Origin of the sequence: Dokdonella fugitiva (assembly GCF_004342425.1) — a bacterium.
Taxonomy (GTDB): domain Bacteria; phylum Pseudomonadota; class Gammaproteobacteria; order Xanthomonadales; family Rhodanobacteraceae; genus Dokdonella_A; species Dokdonella_A fugitiva.
In genome coordinates, this window is record NZ_SLWQ01000001.1 from 522,753 (window position 1) to 540,871 (window position 18,119).

The window sequence follows — 18,119 nt, forward strand, 5'->3', positions numbered from 1 at the left end:
CGCTCAGCGCGCGAGGCCGTTCGCCGCAAGCGCGTCGAGATACGCCTGCCAGTTGCGCGCGTGCTCGCGGCCGAGCTCGTGCAGCACGCTCCAGGAGAACAACCCGCTGGCGTGGCCGTCGGAAAAACGCAGCAGCACCGCGTAGTTGCCGACCGGCTCGATCGCGTCGATCGCGACGTCGCGCTTGCCGGCGACGAGCACCTTCTGCCCGGGCCCATGGCCCTGCACTTCGGCACTCGGGGAGTGCACGCGCAGGTATTCCGCAGGCAGGCGATAGACCGCGCCGTCGTCGAACTCGACTTCGAGTGCGTGCGACGCGCGATGCAGCACGATGCGGGTCGGCGTCGGCGCGCCGGCCATCAATGCACGCTGTCGGAACGCGGGGCGCGCGGCTGCTGCGGGTCGCCCGGCAGGCCGGCGACCTGCCACAGCGCGTCGAGATAGCCCGAACCGAAGCCGATCGAACCGAGGCCTTCGAATTCGTAGGCGCCCGTGTCCGGATACCAGCGCGCGTTCGGATCGAGTTCGCGCAACACGAGCGCGTTCGGCTCGACCTCGGTCAACTGGCCGACGTAGCTGACCTCGCCCTCGTCGTCCTCGATCATGTTGAGCGAGATCAGCGGCGCGTACGCCATCGCCGAGCGGGCGATCGCCGCCCAGTCGTCGAGTTCGAAATCGTCGGGCACCTTCAGCGCCTCGCCGCGCAGCGCAAGCGCCTTCTCGACGAAGTCGCGCGACGGATCCTCCTCGATCGAACTGATGTCGGCGATCGAGATCGCGATGTAGCCGTCGAAGCGCATCGCGTCGCCGACCTCGGCGACCAGGCAGAAATCGCGCGACAACGCGACCACGTAGCCGTGGATCACGCCCGCGTGCAGGCGGTCACGCAGGATGCGCAGGGGAATGCGTTGCTCGAACGCTTCGCGGAGTTCGGCGCGCACGCCGCGCGCCTTGAACGGGACTACGGTGGTCATGGGTATATGGTCCGGCACTCGGCCTCGTGGTGCAACCGCGCTGCCCCGCCCGGACGGCCCGGAACGCAGGCAGCGCCTGGTCGACGTGGATATCGGGGCGAAGCGCCGGATTTCCACCCGGTACGCGCACCACGGCCGCCGGGCCTCAAGCCCTCAAAGAATGTACCGCGACAGATCCTCGTCGCGCACGAGCCCGCCCAAGTGCGCATCGACATAGGCCGCGTCGATGCGGTAGTGATGCCCGCTGCGATCGGACGCCTCGTAGGAGATCTCGTCGAGCAGGCGCTCGAGCACGGTATGCAGGCGCCGCGCGCCGATGTTCTCGGTGCGCTCGTTGACCTGGAAGGCGATTTCCGCGAGCCGGCCGATGCCGTCCTCGACGAATTCCAGCGTCACGCCCTCGGTCGCGAGCAGCGCGCTGTATTGCTTGGTCAGCGCGTGCTGCGGCTCGGCGAGGATGCGCCGGAAGTCGTCGGCGGACAGCGCGGCGAGTTCGACGCGGATGGGGAAGCGGCCCTGCAGTTCCGGCACGAGGTCGGACGGCTTGGCGAGCGAGAACGCCCCCGAGGCGATGAACAAGATGTGGTCGGTACGCACCGTGCCGTACTTGGTCGCCACCGCCGAGCCCTCGACCAGCGGCAGGAGGTCGCGCTGCACGCCCTCGCGCGAGACGCCCGCGCCACTGAACTCGCCGCGCTGGGCGATCTTGTCGATCTCGTCGATGAAGACGATGCCGTTCTGCTCCGCGCTGGCGATCGCCTGCGCCTTGATCTCCTCGTCGTTGACGAGCTTACCGGCTTCCTCTTCGATCAGCAGCGGGCGCGCCTGTGCGATCGACAGCTTGCGTGATTGCGTCTTCTGCCCCTGCAGCGACTGGAACATGCCGCGCAGCTGGCTCGTCATTTCCTCCATGCCGGGTGGCGCCATGATCTCGACGCCGATGTTCTGCGCGATCTCGAGTTCGATCTCGCGCGCATCGAGCGCGCCCTCGCGCAACTGCTTGCGCAACTTCTGGCGCGTGTCGGAATCCCCGGCGTCGAACGCCGGTGCGTCGCCGTAGGCGGACGGCTGGCGTCGTGGCAGCAGCGCATCGAGGATGCGCTCCTCGGCGCGGTCCTCGGCCTGCGAACGCACGCGCGCCTTCGCCTGCTCGCGCGCCATCTTCACCGCCGCCTCGGCGAGGTCGCGCACGATCTGCTCGACGTCCTTGCCGACGTAGCCGACCTCGGTGAACTTGGTCGCCTCGACCTTGATGAACGGCGCATTGGCGAGCGCGGCGAGGCGTCGCGCGATCTCGGTCTTGCCGACGCCGGTCGGGCCGATCATGAGGATGTTCTTCGGGGTGACTTCCTCGCGCAGCCCCGGCTCGAGCTGCATGCGCCGCCAGCGGTTGCGCAGCGCGATCGCGACCGCGCGCTTGGCCGCGTTCTGGCCGATGATGTAGCGGTCGAGTTCGTTGACGATTTCGCGGGGGGTGAGTTCGGACATGGAGAAGCCGGGATGGGTGATTGGTGACTGGTGACTGGTGATTGGTGATTGGGGATTGGGGATTGGTGGTCAGGGATTCGGGGCGAGTCGGGATTCGGATAGGGGATCGCCTTCTATCGCCGGAAAACGAAAGGGCACGGCGTCGACGGCAGCAGCCGCTATTTTTTTGCCAATCACCAATCCCGAATCACCAATCACCAATCACAACTCTTCCACCGTCACATTGTGGTTCGTGTAGATGCAGATGTCGCCCGCGATGCCGAGCGCCTTCTCGACGATGGAGCGCGCATCGAGATCGCTGTTCTCGAGCAGTGCCTTCGCCGCGGCGAGCGCGTAGGGACCGCCCGAACCGATCGCGATGATGCCCTGCTCGGGCTCGAGCACGTCGCCATTGCCGGAAATCAGCAGCGAATTGTCCTTGTCGGCGACCGCGAGCATCGCCTCGAGGCGGCCAAGGCGGCGGTCGGTGCGCCAATCCTTGGCCAGTTCCACCGCCGCGCGCGTGAGGTTGGCCCCGTGCTTGTCGAGCTTGGCCTCGAACAGTTCGAACAGGGTGAACGCGTCCGCGGTCGCGCCGGCGAAGCCGGCGAGCACGTCGCCCTTGCCGAGGCGGCGGATCTTGCGTGCGTTCGCCTTCATCACGGTATTGCCGAGCGTGACCTGGCCGTCGCCGCCGATGACGACCTTGCCATTGCGGCGCACGGAAACGATGGTGGTGGCGTGGAAGGTTTCCATGGCGGTTCCTGCTGCGGAGCGATGCAGATGGGGCCCCGATTCGGCCGTTGCAAGCCGGGTAAAAACAACGGATTGAACTACGAAGGACATGAAAAAGAAGACCTTTGGGACGGCATCGCCCGACCTCAGCCGCCACCCCGGCGCCGGGCGCGCGGATGGGCCGCGTCGTAGACCTTGGCAAGGTGCTGGAAATCCAGATGCGTGTAGATCTGCGTCGTGCCGATGTCGGCGTGGCCGAGCAGTTCCTGCACCGCGCGCAGGTCGCCCGAGGATTCGAGCAGGTGGCTCGCGCAGGAATGGCGCAGCAGGTGCGGATAGACGCGCTTCCACACGCCCTGCTCCTGCGCGCGCTTCTTCAGTCGCGCGCGCACGCCGTTCGGCGTCAGCGGCGCGCCGCGGCGACCGCGCACGAGCGGGTCGTCCTCGCCGCAGCGGTCCTGCTCGCGCAGGGCGGCGAGCGCGGTGAGCGCCTTCGCGCCGACCGGCACGATGCGCGTCTTGTTGCCCTTGCCGGTCACGCGCAGCGTGCCTTCGCCCGCGTCGAGGTCGCGCCAGCGCACGCTGCACAGCTCGGCGACGCGCAGGCCACTCGAGTAGAGCAGTTCGAGCAGGGCGCGGTCGCGCACGGACTCGGCATCGTCGCCGGGCACTTCGACCAGGGCGGTCATCTCGTCGGTGTCGAGCACGTCCGGCAGCTTGCGCCTGACCTTCGGCGAGCGCAGGCCGGTCGCCGGATTGATCGCGACTTCGCCTTCGCGGGCAAGCCAGCGGAAGAAACTGCGCCAGGCCGAAGCGAGCCCGCGCAACGTCGACGGCGAGTAGCCGCGACGGCGATGCCGCTCGGCGAGCGCGGCCTGCGCCTGGTCGGGCTTGAGGTCGCGCCAATGTGAAATGCCGCGTTCTTCGGCGTGGCCGGCGAGCTGCGCGATCGCGTGCGCGTAATGCTCGACCGTGCTCGCCGAATAGCGCCGTTCGGCGCGCAGGTACTGCAGGAAGCGGTCGACCGCGGCGCCGAGATCCGCCCCGCTGGCGGCGGTCGCGCTCATCTCACGCGGCGTAGCGCGCGATCGCGGTCGAGATCGCTTCGCCGATCAGCTTGAGGAAGACCGTGCCCATGCCCGGATGGAACCGGTTCGCATCCGTGCTGCCGATCGCGAGCATGCCGGTCGAGCCGATCGGCAGCAGCACGGCGGACTGCACTTCGCCGGCGCGCGCGGCGAACAACGCGTCGAGCTTGTCCTGCTGCAGGCGGCCGCACAACGGCTCCGCCCGCTTGAAGAATTCGGAGAACGCAGGGAACGCGGCCGTGCCCGCGGGCTCGACGATGAGCCACTCCGCGGCCGGCAGCTCGGGATCGGTGCGGAACAGCACGAGGCGCACGAGATCGGTATGGAAGTCCTCGGTCAATGCGGCGACGACGGCATTGGTGGTACCGGCGAGCGTGCGCGCACGCATCAGCGCGAGCGTCAGCGTGTGCACGCGCACCATCAGCGCTTCGTTCTCGTGCGCGATCTCGACCAGGTCGTGCAGCCGCCGGTTGAGCTCGCGGTTCTTGTCGCGCAACACGTCGAGCTGGTAGCTCGCGAGCGACGCCGCTTGGCCCTGCTCGCGCGGCAGCACCAGCGCCATCGCGATGTCGGGGAATTCGCGCAGGAATTCCGGATGCCGGCGCAGGTAGCTCGCGACGTCCATCGCGTCGAGGCCATCCTTGATGCTGAGTTCGCTCATGACTTCCTCGTTGTTGTCGCGGCCGCCGTCGCCGGCGCGATCTCGCCATCGAACACGAAGGCCGCCGGCCCACGCATCCAGACCGGATGGCCCGGCCCGTCCCAGCGCACCTCGAGCTCGCCGCCGGGCAGGGCGACGCGCACCATGGCGTCGACTTTAGCGCGCCGGCGCAGCACCGCAACCGCGGCGCAGGCGCCGCTGCCGCAGGCGAGCGTCTCGCCGACGCCGCGTTCCCACACGCGCAGGCGGATCGCGCCGCGCGAAACGATCTCGGCGAATCCGACGTTGCATCGCTGCGGGAAGGCCGGCGCGTACTCGACCTGGGGGCCGAGCACGGCGACCGGTGCCGCGGCGACGTCGTCGACCTCGACCAGCGCATGCGGATTGCCCATCGAAACGGCACCGAGCTCGACGCTACGCCCGGCCACGTCGATCGCATACATGTCGCCTTGCGCATCGGCGACGAGCGGGATCTCCGCCGGCGCGAAACGCGGCTCGCCCATGTCGACGCGCACGCTGCCGTCGTCGCACAGCTCGACGGCGACGGGGCCCGAGGGACTCTCCAGCCGCGTCATGCCGGGGCCGAGTTCGCCCGCGCGGGCGAGCCACGCGGCGACGCAGCGCACGCCGTTGCCGCACTGCCCGGCACGCGTGCCGTCGGTGTTCCAGATGCCGTAGGCGAAGCTGCAGGACGGGTCGCGTGCGGGTTCGATCGTGAGCAACTGGTCGAAGCCGACGCCGAAGTGCCGGTCGCCGAGCCGGCGGATCGCCGCCGCGTCGAGGGTGAAGGGCGCGGCGCGGGCATCGACGACGACGAAGTCGTTGCCGATGCCGTGCATCTTGCTGAAGCGCAGCGGCATGCCGTTCAGGGGGAGCCGGCCGGCGCGTCCGGCACCGGCGCGCCCGGCTTCACGATCGGGCCTTTGTTGCCGCAGGCGGCGAGGCACAGCAGTGCGAGCAGCAACGCGAAGCGGAAACGGGCACGTATCGACATGGCTGGAAACCCGGGCTGGACCTGCCGGGAGTATAGCGGCCGTTCACGCGCGGGACCGGTATGCTTGGCGCGAATCCCGCGCGGAGCCGTCCGACGATGTCGCTGACACCGTTCCTGGTCGCACTGTTCGCGTTCGCCGCGGTGTGCGCGTTGTTCGCCACCGGCCACGGCGTCCATGCACGCCGCCGCTGGCGCGAGCGACGCCGCGTCGCGGCGACCCTGCGCCTCGCCTGGTGCCTCGTGTTCCTTGCCCTCGCCCTGCTCGGCGGCGTCGCCGGCAGCCTGCTGGTCGGCTATCGCCGCCTTGCCGCCGAAGCACCGGTCGCCCGCATCGAGGCGCGCGCACTCGGCGCGCAGCGTTACGCCGTGGACATCGCGACGCCGGACGGCGAGCACCGCACGGTCGAGCTCGCCGGCGACGACTGGCAGCTCGACGCACGGGTGATCAAGTGGACGCCGCGCGCGGTCATGCTCGGGGCGCAGCCGCTCTATCGGCTCGAGCGCATCGGCGGTCGCTACCGCGACGTCGCGCAGGAGCGCAGCTCGGCCCGGACCGTCGTCGCGCTCGACGACGCGCGCCTGCCCGACCTTTGGACGGTCAAGCGCGCGTTCCCGCGCTGGCTGCCATGGGTGGATGCGGACTACGGCAGCGCCGCCTACCTGCCGCTCGTCGACGGCGGCCGCTACGATGTCACGCTCGCGGCCGCGGGCGGCCTCGTCGCACGACCGGCCGATGCCGCGACCGCCGAGAAGCTGCGCGCGGACGGCGGCTAGGTCGCCGCGAGGCGCTTCTCGTAGCGCTGCGCGTCGGCACCGTCCTCGTAGTAGGCGGCGTAGGTGCCGAAGGCGTGGTAGCCGGCGCGCTCGTACAGGTGCTGGGCGGCGAGGTTGTCGCGGCGCACCTCCAGGCGCAGGCGCCGGCAGCCGTGCCGTCGCGCCGACCGCTCGACCGCGTCGAGCAGCTTGCGGCCGATGCCGCCGCCGCGCTCGCCTGCCGCCACCGCGATCGAGTACAGCCGCGCGATGTCGCTGCCGCGCCGGCGGAACACCACGGCCGCGCCGACCGCGCGGCGTGCTCGCGTGGCGACGAACACTTCGGCGGTGAGGCTCTCGAGGTGGCGCCGCCATTGGCGGGCGCTCATCCGGTCCAGCGCGAACGTCGCCTGCTCGAGGGCGACGAGGCCGTCCAGGTCGGACGCGGTCGCGCGGCGCACGTGCACGGTCTCGGCAGCGGCGGGGGATCCGAGGACGGGAGCGGGCGCGGGCACGGCGCGCAGCCTAGTGCGCCGCCGTGGCGTCCGCAATGCGGTCGAGGCGGGGATTCATCCACGCTTCAGCGGGCGAACGCGGCCCGTCGCCGACGCGATGCGACGCACTGCACGCCGGCGCGCGCCTGTGTCACACTCCGCGCCCGCATGACGCCGCAGCCACCGTCCATTGCCTCGGGAGCGCGGCGTCCCGCTCCGCATCGCGACCACCGCGTCCCCCAAATCGCATCCAGGCGCTCCGCATGAGCCGGCTCGTCATCGTCGTGGAAAAAGCTTCGGACTGGGGTTCGTACTATCCGTCCGACAACGTCGTGACCGCGCAGGAATACCTCAAGGAACCGATCGGCAGCGACGACGAGCGCACCCAGGTCATCAACCTGTGCCGCAGCTACAAGTATCTCGGCACCGGCTACTACGTGTCGCTGCTCGCCGAGGCGCGCGGCCACAAGGTGATTCCGTCGGTGCGCACGATCAACGACCTGCGCCGGCGTTCGCTCTACGGCCTGGACATCGACGACCTCAACCAGAAGCTCGCGAAGTTCCTGCCCGACGGCGGCCGCGACACGACCGATTTCGGCGTGCTGGTCTATTTCGGCGAGACGTCGTCGGAAAGCCTCGAGGACATCGCGCGGCAGGTGTTCGAGACGTTCCCGTGCCCGATCCTGCGCATCGAGTTCGAGCGCGAGCGCGTCTGGCAGATCGCCGCGATCAAGCCGACCGGCCTGCACACGCTGTCGGATGCGCAGGAAGACGCATTCGCGCAGGCGCTCGACAAGTTTTCCAAGAAGCTATGGCGCAAGCCCCGTGCGCGCCGGAAGTTCCGCTTCGACCTCGCGATGCTCGCCGACCCCGGCGACCCGATGCCGCCGTCGAACAAGCGCGCGCTGAAGTCGTTCGTCGAGGCCGGTGCCGAACTCGGCATCGAGGTCGACACGCTCACCAAGAACGACTACACCAAGCTCGCCGAATACGACGGCCTGTTCATCCGTGAGACGACCGCGCTCGACAACCACACCTACCGCTTCGCCAACAAGGCGGAGAAGGAAGACATGGTCGTCATCGACGACCCGAGCTCGATCCTCAAGTGCACCAACAAGATCTACCTGCACGACCTGCTCCGGTCGCGCAAGCTGGCGACGCCACGCACCGAGATCCTCTACCGCGACGATCCGAAGAAGATCGCCGAGCTGCCCGACCTGCTCGGCTTCCCCATCGTGCTGAAAATCCCCGACGGCTCGTTCTCGCGCGGCATCGTCAAGGCGGAAGATGCCGCGCAACTCAAGGCGGCAGTGGAAGACCTGTTCCAGCACACCGCGCTCGTGCTCGCGCAGGAATTCATGTTCACCGAGTTCGACTGGCGCATCGGCATCCTCAACCGCGAGCCGCTGTACGCGTGCAAGTACTTCATGTCGCGCGGGCACTGGCAGATCTACAACCACGGCGCGAAAGGCACGGCCAAGTCGGGCGGCTTCGAAACCCTGCCTGTGCGTTCGGCGCCCGGCGACGTGCTCAAGCTCGCGCTGAAGGCGACCGCGCCGATCGGCGACGGACTCTACGGCGTCGATCTCAAGCAGGCCGGCGACCGCCTCGTGGTCATCGAAGTCAACGACAACCCGTCGATCGATGCCGGCGTCGAGGATGCCTACCTCGGCGAGGACCTGTACCGGCGCATCATGGGCGAGTTCCTGCGCCGCATGGAGCGCAAACGTCTCGGCCAGCGCGGCTGAGGATGGGGCCGCCGTAACGCGCATGTCGCGCGAATCGTCTAGAATCGAACGGCCGCATCCCTGCGCGGCGCCAGCACCTGCTGCATGCCGATCGCCCGACGTTCCGCGATGGCGCGCGGCAGCGACGGCAACTATTTCCTCGCCGCTCTGCTGCCGGGCCTGTTGCTGGCGGCGAACGCGACGCTGTCGCGCGTTCGCGGCGTCGCCCGCACGGCGGTACTCGCCTGCATTCCCGCATTCGCGCTGTTCCAGGCGGCGTATGCATTCGTGAGTGCGGGCTGGGCGACCGGCACGCGCGCTTTCGACTTCGACCTGGCGCGCAACTGGCACGATACGCGGGCAGTGCGCTGGCCGATGCTCCGTCTCGCCGGCATGGAAAAGATCGGCCGCCATCTGAAGGAACTGCGCGCGAGCACGCTTACCGTCGGCTATGCGACCGAACCGGCGAGTTTCTGGCTGCCGACCCGGTTCGAAAACCTGCTGGCCATCTCCTATTCGCGCCCGGAATTCGTCGAGACGGAGGCGGGCCTCGAGGGCTTTCTTCGCGACCAGCACATCGAGGGACTCGTGCTGCCGCAACCGGCCGTCGCGCGAAGGAATACGCCCACGTGCCGCTCGCCGTCGCCGCCGTGGCGGCGCGCCTCGAGCGCGAGCCCGGCGTCGTGCGCATCGACGACCGCGATTACTACCTGCTCGATCTCAGCGCTTGGCGCGCACGGTGAGCCGCCGCGCCTGGCCGGGAGTCCGCTGGAGCATGCGACGCAGGAGGCGACTCGTGGCGGCGCCGATGCGCGCGCGCGCCAGCCAGGCGAGGTCGACCGCGGGCGCGACGACGAGCCAGAACGGCACGGTCGCGCCGAAGGTGCTTCCTCCGCGCAATGCCGGAATGAAAGCGACCGCGACCAGGCCCGCGAGCAGCCAGCCGGCGAGCCATGGGATCGGGCTGCGAGCGGCCCAGGCCGAATGCGCGATGGGCTTTGCGCGGGTGGCGGCGGACGGCAACGACAGCGGGGCGACGAACATGGCGGGTTCCTCCGATCGCGGGATGCGCAGCGTCGGCGGCCGGTGTCTCACCGTCTGCGACCGCCCGCCGACGCATGCGATACTCGGCGCGCGGCCGCCCGTGCCGCCCGCGCGATGCCGCGGCATTGCGCGATATCCCGGTGCGAACGCGCCGTAGGCGACGTCGCGCGTTCCCACCGTCAAGGAGCGATTGCGTGGAAGACCAGGGTTTCCTGCCGTATGCGGTGCTGCTGCTGCTGGCGACGGTGCTCGCCGTGCCGTTGGCGAAGCGCTGGCGGCTGGGCGCCGTGCTCGGCTACCTCGGCGCGGGTGCGCTGATCGGCCCGTCGGGCCTGCGCCTGATCGGCAATACCGAGGAGATTTCGCATATCTCCGAACTCGGCGTCGTGCTCATGCTGTTCGTGATCGGCATGGAGCTGTCGCCGCAGCGCCTGTGGGTCATGCGGCGCAGCGTGTTCGGCAGCGGCAGCCTGCAGGTGGTGCTGACCGCGGCGCTCGTCGGGGCCGTCGCACTCGCCCTCGGCCTCGACTGGAAGAGCGCGCTCGTGGTCGGGCTCGGCCTCGCGCTGTCGTCGACCGCGATCGACCTGCAACTGCTCGCCGAACGCAAGGAACTCAACAGCGCGCACGGACGCCTCGCGTTCGCGATCCTGCTGTTCCAGGACGTCGCCGCGATCCCGATCCTCGCGCTGATCCCGATCCTCGGCGGCGCCCATGCCCAAGAGGGCGTCCTCGAGGAACTGCTCGCCGCGCTGCGCGTGATCGCGACGATCGCGCTGGTCGTCGTCGGCGGGCGCTACCTGCTGCGCCCGATGTTCCGCGCCGCCGCGCAGCAGATCGGCACGCCCGAAGTGTTCACCGCGACCGCGTTGCTGGTGGTGATGGGCACGGCCTGGCTGATGCAGGTCTCCGGCATTTCGATGTCGCTCGGCGCCTTCCTCGCCGGCGTGCTGCTCGCCGACTCGGAATACCGGCACGAGATCGAGGCGCAGATCGAGCCGTTCCGCGGGCTGCTGCTCGGCCTGTTCTTCATCAGCGTCGGCATGTCGCTCGACGTGCACCTGGCGATGGCGCAGCCGCAACTGGTCGGCGTGCTGCTACTCGCCCTGGTCGTGCTCAAGGCGGTCGTGCTGTACGGCATCGGCCGTGGCGTCGCGCGCGAGGACCACGCCCAGTCGCTCGCGCTGGCCGCAGTGCTCGCGCAAGGCGGCGAGTTCGCGTTCGTCGTGTTCACGCTGGCGGCCGCCAACGGCCTGCTCTCGCCGGAGCAGCGCGACCTCGCGATCCTCGTCATCACGTTGTCGATGGCGGCGACGCCGCTGCTCGTACGGTTGCGCGCGGAAATCACGCCCGCGGCCAAGCCGCGCCCGGCGCGCGAGTACGACCGCATCGATGCGGGCACGCCGCGCGTGATCATCGCCGGCATGGGTCGCGTCGGGCAGATCGTCGCGCGCATGCTCAATGCCAACCGCATCCCGTTCACGGCGCTGGAAAGCGACCCCGAGCAGGTCGACTTCATGCGCCACTTCGGCAACACCGTCTACTTCGGCGACGCGTCGCGCCTGGACCTGCTGCGCGCCGCGCAGACCGAGAAGGCCGAGATCTTCGTCATCACGACCGAGGACCCCGACTCCAACCTGCGCACGGCACGGCTGCTCAAGCGCCACTTCCCGCACCTCAAGGTGTTCGCGCGCGCGCGCAACCGCCAGCACGTGTTCAAGCTCATGGACCTCGGCGTCGACAACATCGTGCGCGAGACGTTCTTCTCGAGCCTGGAGATCGCCCGCGGCGTGTTCATGGCGCTCGGCTACGACGAGGCGAGCGCGAACGACTACGTCCGGCGCTTCCGTGAACACGACGAGCGGGTGCTCGCGAACCAGTATCCGGTGTACGACGACGAAGCCGCACTGCTGCAATCGGCGCAGGAGGCACGCGACGACCTGATGCGCCTGTTCCAGGCCGACACCGGCGAAGAGGAAGAGGCCTGAGATGCGCGGTCTGGCCGTCGCGCAGGCCGAGCTGACCAGCTTCGACCGGCAGTTCCACGCGCGCTGCGCGCTGCAACGACCCGATCGTTACCGCCTGCTCGACGCGCTGCCCGTCGACGCGCCGCGCATCGCGCGCGGCGGCGGCGTGTCGTACGTCGGCGCGAGCTTCGGCGATGGCGTGGTGAGCCAGAGCCTCGACGCGTTCGATCGCCTGCTCGCCTTCGATGCCGCGGCCGGGCGCCTCACCGTGGAAGCGGGCGCGCGCATCGGCGACCTGCAGCGCTTCCTGCTCGGCCGCGGCTGGTACCTGCCGGTCACGCCCGGCCATCCGCGCGCGACCGTCGGCGGCTGCATCGCCGCCGATGTGCACGGCAAGAATCCGGCGCGCGACGGCACATTCCGTGCCTGGGTCGACGCGCTCGTCGTGCATCGGCCGGGCGAGGAGCCACGCGTGGCCGACCGCACGCACGATGCGGACCTGTTCGCGGCGACATTCGCCGGCTTTGGCCTCACCGGCACGATCAGCAGCGCGACGCTGCGCCTCGCGCGGCCGCCGCACGCCCTCGTGCTGCGCCGCGTGCCGGTCGCGAGCCTGGCCGAAGCGGCGCGCGTGCTGCGCGAGGCCGCCAATGCGCCGGTGCTGTATGGCTGGCACGACGGCGGCGCCGCGCATTTCGGCCGCGGCGTCGTCAACATCGGCCTCGCCAGCAGCGAGGACGACGAGGGCGCGCCACGGGTTCCGCCCGCTTCGGCGGATCTGCCCGCGCAGGTCGCGCCCTTGCCGTTCCCGCTGTGGAACCGCGCCGGCCTCGGCGCCGCCAATCGCTGGCTCGACTGGCGCTGGCGCCGCGCGGGACAGGCGCCGATGGCGCTCGCCGAAGCGCTGTTCCCGCTCAATCGCGCGCGCCTGTATTTCGCCGGCTTCGGTCCTGCCGGCATGGCGGAGGCGCAGTGGCTCGTGCCGCATCCGCGCTTCGAGGCGTTCGCGGCGGGGCTGGCCGAACTCGTCACGCGCACGCGGCCACGCATCGCATTGATCGCCAGCAAGCTGTTCGCCGGCGTCGCCGACGGCTTTTCGTTCGACGGCAGCGGCATCGCGCTGGCGATCCAGGTCGCATCCCCCGGCTCGCCTGGCGAGCGCGCCTTTCTCGAGGCTCTCGCCGAACTTGCCGTCGCGCATGATGGTCGCCCGAACCTGATCAAGGACTCGACGCTCGACGCGGGCATGGCGCGCCGGGCGGTCAGCGGGTTCGACGCCGCCCGCGCGCGCCGCGCACGACACGATCCGCACCGCCTGCACGGCTCCGAACTCGCGCGGAGGCTGGCCCTGTGACGGCGGTCGTCGTCGGCGCATCGAGCGGGCTCGGCCGCGCGCTCGCGGGGGAACTCGCGCGGCGCGGGCAGCCGTTGTTGCTGGTCGCCTCGGACGCACGCGACATCGAGGCGATCGGCGCCGACCTGCGCATCCGCCATGATGCGGTCGTGCGCTGTCTCGCGCTCGATCTCGCGCGCGAAGCAGACCCGGGCGCACGCATGACGGCGGCGCTCGAAGCACTGCCGCCGGTCACGAGCGTGCTGCTCGCGGTCGGCCTCTCGCGCGGCGACGACGACTTCGGCCTCGACGCATCGCGCATCGGCGAGCTGCTCGCGATCAACCTGCACGCGCCACTCGCGATCGTGCACGCCCTGCTGCCGCGCCTGCGCGAAACACGCGGCGTGGTCGTGTTGTTCAGCAGCATCGCCGCGGTGCGCGGGCGTGGCCGCAACGTCGTGTACGCCGCGGCGAAACGCGGCATCGAGTCGATGTACGAAAGCCTGCGCCACCGCCACGCGGGCGCCGAGTTGCGCGTCCAGCTCTACCGGCTCGGCTTCCTCGCGACCAATCTCACGCACGGGATGCGGCTGCCGATGCCAGCCGTCGAGCCTGTCGACGTTGCCCGCGTCGTCGCCGATCGACTGCAACGCGGCTCTGCGCGCTGGTACCTGCCGCGGCGGTTCGCGCTCGTCGCCGCCATCGTCCGCCTGCTGCCGTGGGGGCTTTTCCGCCGCATGCGGGCCTGAGCGGCACCGGTCCTGCCGCACTCGCGCGGGCATGCCGGACGTCCTGCCGGCGCGGCTCCGATGTCGCCTCAGTCGGGCGCGCGCGCCGGCCTGCGCAAGGTCTGCCTCACCCCGGGCATCGGCATCGCCGCGGCGCCGCCGAGTTCCGCCGCAACATCGACGTAGCCGAGCAGGCTGGCCACGTCGGCGGCCGTGCGATCGAAGCCGTCGACGAGGTCGAGCGGCGCACCGTGCGACTTGAGCAGGCGCACGCAGGTCGACAGGCCGTGCAGCGCGCAGGCGTGGAGCACGCCGACGCCGCGCTTGTCCTGGCCATCGACGCGCGCACCCCGCTCGAGCAGCACGTCGGCGAGCCGATGCAGGTGTTCCGCGTCGCAGCGGGTACCGGGCTGCGCGCGCGCTCCGAGCAGGACGAGCAATGCGTCCTGTCCCGCCTCGTTGCGTGCGTCGAGCCGGGCGCCCGCGCGCAGCAGCAGGTCGAACATCGCGCGTGCCCGGTGCGTGTCGGCACCCTCGAACGCCGCCTGCGCGACCGCATGCAGGGGCGTGGTGCCCTGCTCGTCCCGCGCGAGCGGGTCAGCGCCGGCTTCGAGCAGCGCGCTCGCGATGCGCTCGTCGCACTGCGCTGCCGCGAGCATGAGCGAGGTGGCGCCGCCGGCGATGCGCAGGTCCGGCGCGATGCCGTGGATGAGCAGGGTGCGGACGATCGCTTCCCGCCGCGCGGCGACGGCCGCGCCGAGGCAATGGATCCCCGAATGGGTCATGCGCTCGACGTCGGCGCCGGCGGCGAGCAGTTGGACGAGCAGCGCGGCATGTCCGGCCCCGGCCGCGCGGACGAGGGCGGTCGCGCCTTGCGCGTCGACGCTGTCGACGGGCAGGCCCAGGTCGAGCAGGCGCCGCACCGCGTCGCCGTCACCGGCCGCCGCCGCGGCGGGCAGGTCCGCGGCGCGCAATCGGCGCCGCGGCAGCGGCCAGCCGTCCCAGTTGAGCCAGTACGCGAGTTCCGGCTCGCCGCGCGCAAGCGCAAGGCCGAGCACGGTTTCGCCGTTCGCATTCGCGATCTCGGGATTCGCGCCGGCGGCGACGAGCGGTTTGAGCAGGGCCGCAGCCACGCGCGCATCCGCGCGGGTCGCGATGTGCACCGGCGTGTGGCCCTGCGCATCGCGCGCATTGGGGTCGGCGCCGCGCTCGAGCAACGCGGCGACCAGCGCCGCGTCGCCGAGCTCGACCGCCGCGTGCAGCGCGGTCTGCCGTCCCGCGGTCGTGCCGAAGACGTCGGCACCGCGCTCGAGCAGGTCGTGCGCGAGCGCACGCAAGGACGGCTCGCGGTCCGCCGCGTCGAGCACGCGCGCGAGCACACCAGCACCTCCGACCGGGGCGCCGGCAGCGACGAGGTCGCTGATCGCCGCATGCGCGACCGGCAACGCGTCGAGCAGGCTGTCGAGCAGCGGCTTGCCCATGCGCGTGGTCGCGTCGCGGTCGAGCCCGTGGTTGAGCAGCCACGTACGCGCGGCTGCATGCTCGGCATCGGCGAGGTCGAGGTAGAGATCGGCGAGCGCGCCGGCCGGCCAGTTGGGCAGCACGCCGATGAATTCGCCGGCGACGTTCCAGTGGCCGAAGCGCAAGGCGTCCAGCAGGTGATCGGCGTGGGCGGACGAAACGTCCGGCTGCCCGCCCGCGAGGCTGGCCGGCATCGGATAGGCCGGGTCGAGCAAGGCGACGATGTGCCAGCGACCGGCAGCCGCGGCATGATCCAGCGCGCGCCGACCGTCGCCCCCCACGCGGGCACGATCGGCGCCGAGCGCGAGCAGCGCGCGCACGGTGTCTTCGCCCGCATGGCGTGACTGGCAGGCGATCATCAGGGCGGTACGCCCGCCGGCCTCGACGAGATCCGGATCGGGCTTGCGCTTGCCGAGCGCATGGATCGCGGCGACGGCACCGGATCGCGCCGCCTCCATGAGCGGTGTCGTGCCGCGGGCATCGGCGAGGTCCACCGTCGCTCCACCGGCCAGCAGCGCGTCGACGATGCGCGCATGGCCAGCGAGCGCGGCCGTGAGCAGCGCGGTGCGCTCGAGCGCGCCGCGCGCATCCGCTTTCGCGCGGTGTTTGAGCAGCAGCTTCACGCCGGCCGGATCGTCTTCGGCGATGCCCGCGGCGCAGAGCAGCGCGGGTTGGGCATGCTCGACCTCGGGGTGGGCGCCATGCTCGAGCAGGAAGGCGGCCACCTTCCAGTTCGCGGCCATGCAGGCGATGTCGAGTGCCGTGAGTCCCTCGCCGTTGACCGCGTTGACGTCGATCGCCGCGTCGACGAGCAAGGCGGCGATGATCGGCTCGACGCAGCGCGCGGCATGATGCAGCGGCGTGTTGCCGGCGGCATCGGCGATGCGCGCATCGGCACCGTTGGCGAGCAACGTGGTGACCGCTTCCGGACGCCCCTCGTAGCTGTCGCGCGTCGCGGCAACCAGCGGCGTGATGCCGCCGTGCACGCGGTTGACGTTCACGCCCTTGGCGATGAGCGTGCGCAACAGGCGCTGGTCGGGCAGCGTGACGGCGATCATGAGCGGGCTGCGCTGGTCGCGGTGGTCGGGTGTCGGCAAGACATTGGGGTCGGCGCCGCGTTCGAGCGCGGCCAGGGCCAGGCTCACCTGCGCCGAGTGCACCGCGCACAACAGGGTTGCATCGAGCTCGTGGCGCGCGATCCCGTCGGGCAGGCGCGCCGGAGCGTCAGTGGCGTCCGCATCGTCCGCATCGACGTCCCGGTCGCGCCGCCGCGTCGCACGCGCGGCGGCGAGCATCGCCCGCAGCGTGCGGTTGACCAGCAGGATGTGCGCGAAGGGAACGAGCAACAGGGAGTAGGCGGCAAGCGCGGCGATGCGGGCGTCGCCGGAAATGACGCTGCCGATGCCCGACAGGGCGAGCGCACCGACGACGATCGACAGCAGCGCGAGGCCGGCCGGCAGGCCGCCCGCGAAGAAGATGTCGTGCTCGTGCGTGACATGACGGGCGAATGCGAGGGAGCGGCTGAGCACGGCAGTCAGCCATGACCCACGTTCCTCGGCGTGCGGATACGCGTCGTCCCAGAGCAGGGGCAACGCGAACGCCGGCCAGATCCGCCAGAGCGCGAGCACGCAGGCCACCAGCGCGGCCGACAGTGCGAGCGCCGCCTCGAGCGAGCCATCGCGCGAAAGCCACCACGCCGGGGCCATCACGATGAGCGTGACCAGCGCCGTATAGGCCGACAACGCGACGAAGTAGGCGAGCCCGCGCCGGGCAAGACCACGCAGGTACGCGCCGTCGAGATCGAAGCCGAGCGCGCGGCACGCGGCGGTCATCGTGATCGCGTTGCCCGCGAGGAGGAGGATCAACGATGCCGGATGGTCGATCAGCGCGGCGAGCGCGAACAGGAGCCACGCCGGCAGTTGCAGGCGCAGCAGCGTCTGCAATGAACTGAACCCGTTGGCGGCGCGTCTGCGCATCGGTCTGCCTTCTCGCCGCGGCGTGGATACCGCTAGCGGGCGAGTATATCGATGCGGCCCTCGGCTGCGGCTAGCGCGAAGTTAAGCGGGATCGTCCGGGGCCAACATGGGCGCCGGCGGCAGTTGCAGGTAGTAACCGTGCCGTTCGAGCGCCTCGAGCACGCGCACGGCGTCGGCCTGGGCAAGCCGCCGCGTCGGTGTGAGTTCGAGCTCGAGTACCTGCTGCAACGGGCCGAGTGATTCGCGCAGCGCTGCAGGCAGCGTCGCCGCGCCGGTTTCGTCGCGGAGGAAAACGTAGGTATCGGCCTTGCGCAGGCTCTTGTGGACGAAACAGCGCATCGCGTTCCAGCTCCGGCCTCGCCTGCGCAGGTCGCGCGCCGGGCGGGCGCAAAGAAGAACGCCTCTCCGGTTCCGGAGAGGCGTTCTGAGTAAAGCCCCTGGCGATGACCTACTCTTGCATGGCTTAAGCCACACTACCATCGGCGCAGCTGCGTTTCACTTCCGAGTTCGAGATGGGATCGGGTGGGACCACAGCGCTAAGGTCGCCAGGGAACTGGTGAGAGTCGCGCATGTGCGCGGACTCTGCATTGGGACTTGGGACGTATTCAAGCGATTGGCTGTCGCCGGACCTCGTCGTCGAGGCAGCGAAGCGTCTTG

17 protein-coding genes and 1 rRNA gene are annotated in these 18,119 nt (G+C 70.5%); 5 read left to right on the forward strand and 13 right to left on the reverse strand.

Annotated elements, in window-relative coordinates; translation table 11 throughout:
* Window positions 1–3: 3 nt before the first annotated feature.
* The 8 genes from EV148_RS02215 to lptM all read right to left on the reverse strand — a co-directional run bounded on the left by EV148_RS02215 (window position 4) and on the right by lptM (window position 5,919).
* A complete protein-coding gene (locus tag EV148_RS02215) occupies window positions 4–360 on the reverse strand; it encodes a gamma-butyrobetaine hydroxylase family protein (RefSeq protein ID WP_131992800.1) in 357 nt (118 codons plus the stop codon).
* Window positions 360–974 (reverse strand): hypothetical protein, encoded by a 615-nt coding sequence (locus EV148_RS02220; protein WP_131992803.1) that lies wholly within the window; start codon window positions 972–974, stop codon window positions 360–362. The genes EV148_RS02215 and EV148_RS02220 overlap by 1 nt, the downstream gene beginning before the upstream one ends.
* A 153-nt stretch (window positions 975–1,127) precedes the next feature.
* The gene (gene hslU / locus EV148_RS02225) at window positions 1,128–2,462 is read right to left on the reverse strand and encodes an ATP-dependent protease ATPase subunit HslU (protein ID WP_131992806.1); all 1,335 of its coding nucleotides are present in this window, start codon (window positions 2,460–2,462) and stop codon (window positions 1,128–1,130) included.
* Between the two features lie 201 nt (window positions 2,463–2,663).
* A complete protein-coding gene (gene hslV / locus EV148_RS02235) occupies window positions 2,664–3,197 on the reverse strand; it encodes an ATP-dependent protease subunit HslV (protein WP_131992809.1) in 534 nt (177 codons plus the stop codon).
* 125 nt (window positions 3,198–3,322) lie between these two features.
* Entirely contained in the window at window positions 3,323–4,243 is a 921-nt protein-coding gene (locus EV148_RS02240) for a tyrosine recombinase XerC (RefSeq protein WP_131992811.1), read from the reverse strand.
* Window position 4,244: 1 nt separating this feature from the next.
* On the reverse strand, window positions 4,245–4,925 hold the full coding sequence (locus EV148_RS02245; RefSeq protein WP_131992814.1) for a DUF484 family protein: 681 nt from the start codon (window positions 4,923–4,925) through the stop codon (window positions 4,245–4,247).
* The gene (dapF, locus tag EV148_RS02250) at window positions 4,922–5,785 is read right to left on the reverse strand and encodes a diaminopimelate epimerase (protein WP_131992817.1); all 864 of its coding nucleotides are present in this window, start codon (window positions 5,783–5,785) and stop codon (window positions 4,922–4,924) included. The genes EV148_RS02245 and dapF overlap by 4 nt, the downstream gene beginning before the upstream one ends.
* Before the next feature lie 5 nt (window positions 5,786–5,790).
* Window positions 5,791–5,919, reverse strand: coding sequence for an LPS translocon maturation chaperone LptM (lptM, locus tag EV148_RS18805; RefSeq protein WP_241987945.1), 129 nt, complete (start codon window positions 5,917–5,919; stop codon window positions 5,791–5,793).
* A gap of 96 nt (window positions 5,920–6,015) precedes the next feature.
* Between lptM and EV148_RS02255 the strand changes: the two genes are divergently transcribed.
* Window positions 6,016–6,693, forward strand: a complete 678-nt coding sequence (locus tag EV148_RS02255) for a hypothetical protein (protein WP_131992820.1) — start codon at window positions 6,016–6,018, stop codon at window positions 6,691–6,693.
* Here EV148_RS02255 and EV148_RS02260 read toward each other — a convergent pair.
* Window positions 6,690–7,187, reverse strand: coding sequence for a GNAT family N-acetyltransferase (locus tag EV148_RS02260; protein ID WP_241987946.1), 498 nt, complete (start codon window positions 7,185–7,187; stop codon window positions 6,690–6,692). The two genes, EV148_RS02255 and EV148_RS02260, sit on opposite strands and share 4 nt — an antisense overlap.
* Before the next feature lie 242 nt (window positions 7,188–7,429).
* Here EV148_RS02260 and EV148_RS02265 point away from each other — a divergent pair, with 242 nt between their 5' ends.
* The gene (locus EV148_RS02265; RefSeq protein ID WP_131992823.1) at window positions 7,430–8,914 is read left to right on the forward strand and encodes a RimK family protein; all 1,485 of its coding nucleotides are present in this window, start codon (window positions 7,430–7,432) and stop codon (window positions 8,912–8,914) included.
* A 699-nt stretch (window positions 8,915–9,613) separates the two neighbouring features.
* Here the strand turns inward: EV148_RS02265 and EV148_RS02270 are convergent.
* A complete protein-coding gene (locus EV148_RS02270; RefSeq protein ID WP_131992826.1) occupies window positions 9,614–9,937 on the reverse strand; it encodes a hypothetical protein in 324 nt (107 codons plus the stop codon).
* Window positions 9,938–10,131: 194 nt separating this feature from the next.
* Here EV148_RS02270 and EV148_RS02275 point away from each other — a divergent pair, with 194 nt between their 5' ends.
* From EV148_RS02275 to EV148_RS02285, 3 genes are read left to right on the forward strand one after another with little or no spacing between them, the layout of a single operon-like run.
* On the forward strand, window positions 10,132–11,925 hold the full coding sequence (locus EV148_RS02275) for a monovalent cation:proton antiporter-2 (CPA2) family protein (protein ID WP_241987947.1): 1,794 nt from the start codon (window positions 10,132–10,134) through the stop codon (window positions 11,923–11,925).
* A gap of 1 nt (window position 11,926) precedes the next feature.
* Window positions 11,927–13,258, forward strand: a complete 1,332-nt coding sequence (locus tag EV148_RS02280) for an FAD-binding oxidoreductase (RefSeq protein WP_131992832.1) — start codon at window positions 11,927–11,929, stop codon at window positions 13,256–13,258.
* Complete coding sequence (locus tag EV148_RS02285) at window positions 13,255–13,986, forward strand: SDR family NAD(P)-dependent oxidoreductase (protein ID WP_131992835.1); 732 nt, start codon at window positions 13,255–13,257, stop codon at window positions 13,984–13,986. Before EV148_RS02280 ends, EV148_RS02285 begins: the two co-directional genes overlap by 4 nt.
* Before the next feature lie 68 nt (window positions 13,987–14,054).
* Here EV148_RS02285 and EV148_RS02290 read toward each other — a convergent pair whose 3' ends face one another.
* From EV148_RS02290 to rrf, 3 genes are all read right to left on the reverse strand, one after another.
* Window positions 14,055–17,462, reverse strand: a complete 3,408-nt coding sequence (locus EV148_RS02290) for an ankyrin repeat domain-containing protein (RefSeq protein ID WP_131992838.1) — start codon at window positions 17,460–17,462, stop codon at window positions 14,055–14,057.
* Window positions 17,463–17,543: 81 nt separating this feature from the next.
* Entirely contained in the window at window positions 17,544–17,801 is a 258-nt protein-coding gene (locus EV148_RS02295) for a YcgL domain-containing protein (RefSeq protein ID WP_131992841.1), read from the reverse strand.
* Between the two features lie 96 nt (window positions 17,802–17,897).
* Window positions 17,898–18,012, reverse strand: a 5S ribosomal RNA gene (rrf, locus tag EV148_RS02300).
* Window positions 18,013–18,119: the final 107 nt, after the last annotated feature.